Below are 6,233 nucleotides of genomic sequence, written 5' to 3' on the forward strand. Positions count from 1 at the left end.
AGGAACTGGAACTGCCGCTGATGAAAACCTTTATCCCCGATACCAAACGCTACAAAAAGGAACTGGTGGCGGATAAAAAGGCGGTGTTCCGCTCCACGCTCTTTCCCGCCAGCCGCCCGCTGGTAAGGGGAAGCAACTTGGAAGAACTGATAACCGAAATAACGTACTACATCAAATTAAAATGATATGGCAAAGCAAAGCGGCGGGATGCCGAAGATAGACGAGGATTTCATGAAAGAGCTTATCTCGCAGGGTGTTCCCAGTAAACAAGATAATAATAAGACGAATGATGTACCGCAAGAAACACAAACAGAAACGGTGCAAGTAGAGAAACCGACACCCCGCAAGCGCAAGGGCGGCACGGGCGACTACCGGGAAACCTACTTTCAGAAAGTAGAACTGGCAGACCGACAGCCCTTGTACGTGAGCCGTACCACGCACGAAAAGCTGATGCGTATCGTGACAGTGATAGGCGGGCGCAAGGTGACGGTAAGCAGCTACGTGGAAAACATTCTGCTGCGGCACTTCGAGCAGTACCAAGACGAGATAAACACCCTGTACGAAAGCCACTTCCAAAAGCCTGTCTGACTATGGTAATCTATTGCATACTTACCGGGCTTTTGGTGTACTATATCGCCCTATGGCTGTGGTATCGCTACACGGACAGCCGGACATCACCGGGCAGAACGGATGATGCGCCACTCCCACGAAACGAGGTTTCGGGCTACACGCTGATAGGTGAAAGCCGATACAAGGGCGGACTAATCGGGACAGCGCAGGACAAATCGGGACACATCCCGCAAGCGGCTGAAAATGATACTATTTTTGCGCCGCAGGCTGACGGACAGCCGGAAGAAAACATTCCGGAAACAGCAGCCGAAGCGGAAGAAACACCCGATTACGAGAATGACGAACCCGACTACGAGGACGAGGAAATAGCCGGGTACATGGACGGTGACGATGATACCGGGCGGGCTACGGGCGTGAGCTTCGATGAACTGGGCGAAGCGGTACGCACGGCGAACGCCGACAACCCCACCGAAGCGGAGAAACGGCAAACCGCCGGGACACTGGCAAGCATTGAGGGGACGAACCTCTACGATGCGGTGGTGGAGAACATCAACGGCGGGCTGGCAAAGGTGGCGGAACTGCTGGGACGCAACGAAGCGGAACTGGCTACGGCTGCTGTCCCTGCCGGAACTGGCGATACAAGCGAGGAACACGAAGCGTTCGACATGAACGATTTCCTATAATTAATAATGTATAAGCCTGACAGCATGAAACAACGGGATTACGGTTGATTGGCAACCTGAAAACCAAACAGACAAACGGGACTATCCCCGACCACTAAAATTTCAAATTATTCACCAGCCGGGAAAGGCGGACTATCCACCCGCCGCCCGGCATTAAAAACAAATCACAATGAGAAAGAAAATCTTCTTGTCGGCGGCTATACTTGCCGCCGTGGTAAGTGCCTACGCACAAGGAAACGGGCAGGCGGGCATCACCGAAGCCACGAACCTAATCACCGGGTATTTTGACCCCGGAACAAAACTGGTGTACGCAATCGGGGCGGTCTGCGGCTTGATTGGCGGGGTAAAAGTATATAACAAGTTTTCAAGCGGCGACCCCGACACCTCAAAGACTGCCGCCAGTTGGTTCGGGGCGTGCATCTTCCTGATTGTCGCCGCCACTATCCTGCGTTCGTTCTTCCTCTAAAAAGGCGGCAATGTCTGAATATCCGGTAAACAGGGGTATCGGGAAGCCGGTAGAGTTCAAGGGGCTGAAAAGCCAGTACCTCTTTATCTTTTGCGGCGGCTTGCTCGCCGTCTTCGTGGTGTTCATCGTCCTGTTCATGGCAGGCGTGAACCAGTGGCTATGTATCGGTTTCATCGTGTCGGCTTCGCTGCTGCTCGTGTGGCAGACGTTCCGGCTCAACGCCAAGTACGGCACGCACGGGCTGATGAAAGCTGCCGCACGCAAAAGACACCCACGCTTCATTATCAGCCGAAAGGCGATACCCCGGCTGTTCAACTACAAAAGAAGAAAGGAAGAAAGAACATGAGGAATATGTTAAAGGCTACCACGTTGGAAAGGAAATTTCCCCTTTTGGCGGTGGAGAACGGCTGCATCATATCAAAGGATGCAGACCTGACGGTGGCTTTCAGGGTGGAACTGCCCGAACTGTTCACCGTCACCAGTGCCGAGTACGAAGCCATACATTCGGCGTGGTACAAGGCGGTCAAGGTGCTGCCCGACTACTCCATAGTACACAAGCAGGACTTCTTCATCAAGGAGAACTACCAGCCCGACACCGAAAGGGACGAGCTTAGTTTTTTAAGCCGCTCCTTTGAACGGCACTTCAATGAACGCCCGTTCCTGAACCATTACTGCTACCTGTTCCTGACGAAAACGACAAGGGAGAGAAGCCGCCGACAGAGCGACTTCTCCACCCTTTGCCGGGGAAGGATTGTACCGCAGGAGATAGCCGACAAGGAAGCGGCGGCAAAGTTCATCGAAGCGGTCGGGCAGTTTGAAAGGATTATGAACGACAGCGGTTTTGTCACCCTTACCCGGCTGGCAGCATCGGAAATCACCGGGCAGGACGGAAAGGCGGGCATCATCGAGAAATACTTCTCGCTCTCGCAAACCGACACTACTTGCCTGAAAGACATCGGGCTGTACCCGGAAGAAATGCGGGTCGGGGACGATATACTGTGCCTGCACACGCTTTCGGACGTGGAAGATTTGCCCGGAAAGGTCGGGACGGACTGCCGATTTGAGAAGCTGTCCACAGACAGAAGCGATTGCAGGTTAAGTTTTGCCGCCCCGGTGGGCGTGCTGTTGTCGTGTAACCACGTCTATAACCAGTTCATCTTCATAGACGACCACGCTGAAAACCTGAAGAACTTCGAGCAGACCGCCCGGAACATGCAATCGCTCTCCCGCTACTCCCGTGCCAACCAAGTGAACAAGGAGTGGATAGACGAGTACCTGAACGAAGCGCACAGTAAGGGGCTTATTTCGGTACGCTGCCACTGTAACGTCATGGCATGGAGTGACGATAGGGACGAACTCAAACGCATACGCAACGATGTGGGAAGCCAGCTTGCGCTAATGGAGTGCAAGCCACGCCACAACACCACCGACACGCCCACGCTCTTTTGGGCGGGCATACCCGGCAACGAAGCCGACTTCCCCGCAGAGGAAAGTTTCTACACGTTCTTGGGGCAGGCTCTCTGCCTGTTCGTGGAAGAAACGAACTACAAGAGTTCGCTTTCGCCGTTCGGCATCAAAATGGTGGACAGGGTAAGCGGTCGCCCGCTGCACATCGACATATCGGATTTGCCCATGAAGAAAGGCATCACGACCAACAGAAACAAGTTCATACTTGGGCCGAGCGGGTCGGGTAAGTCCTTCTTTACCAACCACATGGTGCGCCAGTATTACGAGCAGGGTGCGCACGTGCTGCTGGTCGATACGGGTAACAGTTACTTGGGGCTGTCCCGGCTTATCCACAACCGCACGCACGGCGAGGACGGGATTTATTTCACCTACACCAACGAGAACCCGATAGCGTTCAACCCGTTCTATGTCGAGGACGGGGTATTCGACATCGAGAAGAAAGAGAGTATCAAGACCCTTATACTCACCCTGTGGAAGCGGGACGATGAAGCCCCGAAGCGGTCAGAAGAAGTGGCGTTGTCCAATGCGGTAAGTGCCTATATCGAACGTATCACGGGCGACAGGTCGGTAACACCCTGCTTCAACACGTTCTACGAGTTTGTCCGGGATGATTACCGCCGACAGCTTGAACAGAAGAACGTCAGGGAAAAGGATTTTGACATTGACAATTTCCTGAACGTGCTTGAACCGTACTATCGTGGCGGTGAGTACGACTACCTGCTGAACTCCGACAAGGAACTGGATTTGCTGCATAAACGCTTCATTGTCTTTGAGTTGGATAATATCAAAGACCACAAGATTTTATTCCCGGTAACAACTATCATCATCATGGAAGCCTTTATAAACAAGATGCGCAAGTTAAAGGGGATAAGGAAGTTAATACTAATCGAGGAAGCGTGGAAAGCGATTGCATCGGCGAACATGGCGGACTATATCCGCTACCTCTACAAAACAGTCCGAAAGTATTTCGGGGAAGCGATTGTAGTCACGCAAGAGGTAGAGGATATTATTTCTTCCCCTATCGTGAAAGAAAGTATCATCAATAACTCGGACTGCAAAATATTGTTAGACCAGCGAAAATATCTCAACAAGTTCGACAGCATACAGAACCTCTTGGGACTGACCGACAAGGAGCGTTCGCAGATATTGTCTATCAACATGGCGAACCACCCCGGACGGAAGTACAAGGAAGTGTTCTTCTCGCTGGGCGGCACACAATCGGCGGTATATGCCACGGAAGTTTCATTGGAAGAATATTACACGTACACGACCGAGGAAAGCGAGAAAATGGAACTGTTCGCCCTCGCCGACAAGCTGGGCGGCAACCTTGAACTGGCTATCAAGCGGCTTGCAGAAAGCAAAAGAAATCCCCAATCATCAACAACTTAAAAATTAGGAACATGAAATGGATTGACAATCTGATATACACGCTATTGTCCGCCTGCCTGCTGGCGGGCTGCGAGGACAGCGGAAGCAAGGAGCTGGAAAGGATGCAGGGCTATTGGGTACACGTCAGGGGACACCCGGCTTTCACACTCTCGGAAACGGGCGGCAGATACACCGTCACCCGGAAAGCGAATGTCAGGGGCAGAATACTGGAAACGGCTTACCCGGTAACAGAACGGAACGGCTGCCTGTTCATCGAAACGGGCTTCCGCATACAGTTCACCTATGACAAAAAGACCGACCGGATAACGCTCATGCCCGGCGGCGAATACAAACGAGTTACAAACCCTGAAAACAAAAGATAATGAAAAGAACAATTCTCCTTATGGCGGTGTGCCTTTGCTTCATCGGCAAGGCATCCGCACAGTGGGTGGTGTCAGACCCCGGCAACTTGGCGCAGGGCATCATCAACACCACCAAGCAGATAGTGCAGACTTCCACCACTGCCAAGAACACGCTGGACGGCTTCATGGAAGCGCAGAAGATTTTCCAGCAGGGTAAAAAATATTACGATGCGCTCAAAGCGGTACACGATGTTGTCAAGGGCGGCATCAAGGTGAAGAAGTCCATTGAGCTGGTGGCGGAAATATCCGAAATCTACGTGCGAAACTATCAGAACATGCTGGCAGACCCGAACTACACGCCGGATGAACTCACCGCCATTTCAGCCGGGTACGCAAAGCTGCTCTCCGAAAGTGCGGACGTGTTGCAGGACTTGAAGAATGTAGTGAACGTGACGGGCATGTCGCTGACGGATGCCGAAAGGCTGGCGGTAATCAACAACGCCTATAAAAGCCTGCTCAACTACCGCAACCTCGTGAACTACTACACCCGAAAGAACATATCCGTGTCCTACCTGCGGGCGAAGAAGAAGAACGACACCGACCGGGTGCTGGCTCTCTACGGCTCGGCGGATGAACGCTACTGGTAACATATAAATCGGTATGCCTATGTTATTAGCAGCGGTGGATTTTGACAACCTGCACCAAGTGTTGCGGGTGCTGTACGATGAAATGATGCCCTTGTGCAGCAACATGACGGGGGTAGCCAAAGGGATAGCCGGGCTGGGAGCTTTGTTCTATGTAGCCGCCAAAGTGTGGCAGTCGCTCGCACGTGCCGAACCCATAGACGTGTACCCGCTCCTGCGTCCCTTTGCACTGGGGCTGTGCATCATGTTTTTTCCAACTTTCGTACTGGGGACTATCAACACGGTATTGTCGCCAGTGGTGAAAGGGTGCAACCAGCTTATGGAAACGCAGACTTTCGACATGAACGAGTACCGGGCGCAGAAAGACCGACTGGAATATGAAGCCCTGATGCGAAGCCCCGAAACGGCTTACCTCGCATCGGACGAGGAATTTGACCGACAACTGGAAGAACTGGGCTGGTCGCCCTCCGACATGGTGACTATGACGGGCATGTACATGGACAGGACGGCTTATAATATAAAGAAGTCCGTCCGGGACTGGTTCAGGGAGTTATTGGAAATGCTCTTTCAGGCGGCGGGGCTGATTATAGACACGCTGCGCACGTTCTTCCTAATCGTGTTAAGCATACTGGGTCCGCTGGCGTTTGCGATTTCCGTCTATGACGGTTTCCAA

At 52.6% G+C, this 6,233-nt stretch carries 8 protein-coding genes and 1 pseudogene; all 9 read left to right on the top strand.

From position 1 onward, the window contains the following. Positions 1 to 185 (top strand): annotated as a pseudogene (locus H8S64_RS21780) (ParA family protein); the annotation flags it as partial. A gap of 1 nt (position 186) precedes the next feature. Further along, the gene (locus tag H8S64_RS21785; protein WP_186978694.1) at positions 187 to 588 is read left to right on the top strand and encodes a DUF3408 domain-containing protein; all 402 of its coding nucleotides are present in this window, start codon (positions 187 to 189) and stop codon (positions 586 to 588) included. 2 nt (positions 589 to 590) lie between these two features. Beyond that, on the top strand, positions 591 to 1,253 hold the full coding sequence (locus tag H8S64_RS21790) for a hypothetical protein (protein WP_186978695.1): 663 nt from the start codon (positions 591 to 593) through the stop codon (positions 1,251 to 1,253). A 169-nt stretch (positions 1,254 to 1,422) separates the two neighbouring features. Further along, positions 1,423 to 1,719 (top strand): DUF4134 domain-containing protein, encoded by a 297-nt coding sequence (locus tag H8S64_RS21795; RefSeq protein ID WP_004308755.1) that lies wholly within the window; start codon positions 1,423 to 1,425, stop codon positions 1,717 to 1,719. Between the two features lie 10 nt (positions 1,720 to 1,729). Beyond that, a complete protein-coding gene (locus H8S64_RS21800; protein ID WP_007845738.1) occupies positions 1,730 to 2,065 on the top strand; it encodes a DUF4133 domain-containing protein in 336 nt (111 codons plus the stop codon). Continuing rightward, the gene (locus H8S64_RS21805) at positions 2,062 to 4,575 is read left to right on the top strand and encodes a TraG family conjugative transposon ATPase (RefSeq protein ID WP_186978696.1); all 2,514 of its coding nucleotides are present in this window, start codon (positions 2,062 to 2,064) and stop codon (positions 4,573 to 4,575) included. The genes H8S64_RS21800 and H8S64_RS21805 overlap by 4 nt, the downstream gene beginning before the upstream one ends. A gap of 11 nt (positions 4,576 to 4,586) precedes the next feature. Beyond that, complete coding sequence (locus H8S64_RS21810) at positions 4,587 to 4,937, top strand: DUF3876 domain-containing protein (RefSeq protein ID WP_004326111.1); 351 nt, start codon at positions 4,587 to 4,589, stop codon at positions 4,935 to 4,937. Beyond that, positions 4,937 to 5,563 carry a DUF4141 domain-containing protein gene (locus H8S64_RS21815; RefSeq protein ID WP_008648479.1) on the top strand — a complete coding sequence of 209 codons (627 nt, stop codon included), beginning with the start codon at positions 4,937 to 4,939 and terminating at the stop codon, positions 5,561 to 5,563. The genes H8S64_RS21810 and H8S64_RS21815 overlap by 1 nt, the downstream gene beginning before the upstream one ends. 19 nt (positions 5,564 to 5,582) lie before the next feature. Further along, the coding region (gene traJ / locus H8S64_RS21820; RefSeq protein ID WP_186978697.1) for a conjugative transposon protein TraJ at positions 5,583 to 6,233 on the top strand (651 nt) is incomplete at its 3' end.

Source organism: Butyricimonas hominis (assembly GCF_014287455.1).
GTDB lineage: Bacteria > Bacteroidota > Bacteroidia > Bacteroidales > Marinifilaceae > Butyricimonas > Butyricimonas muris.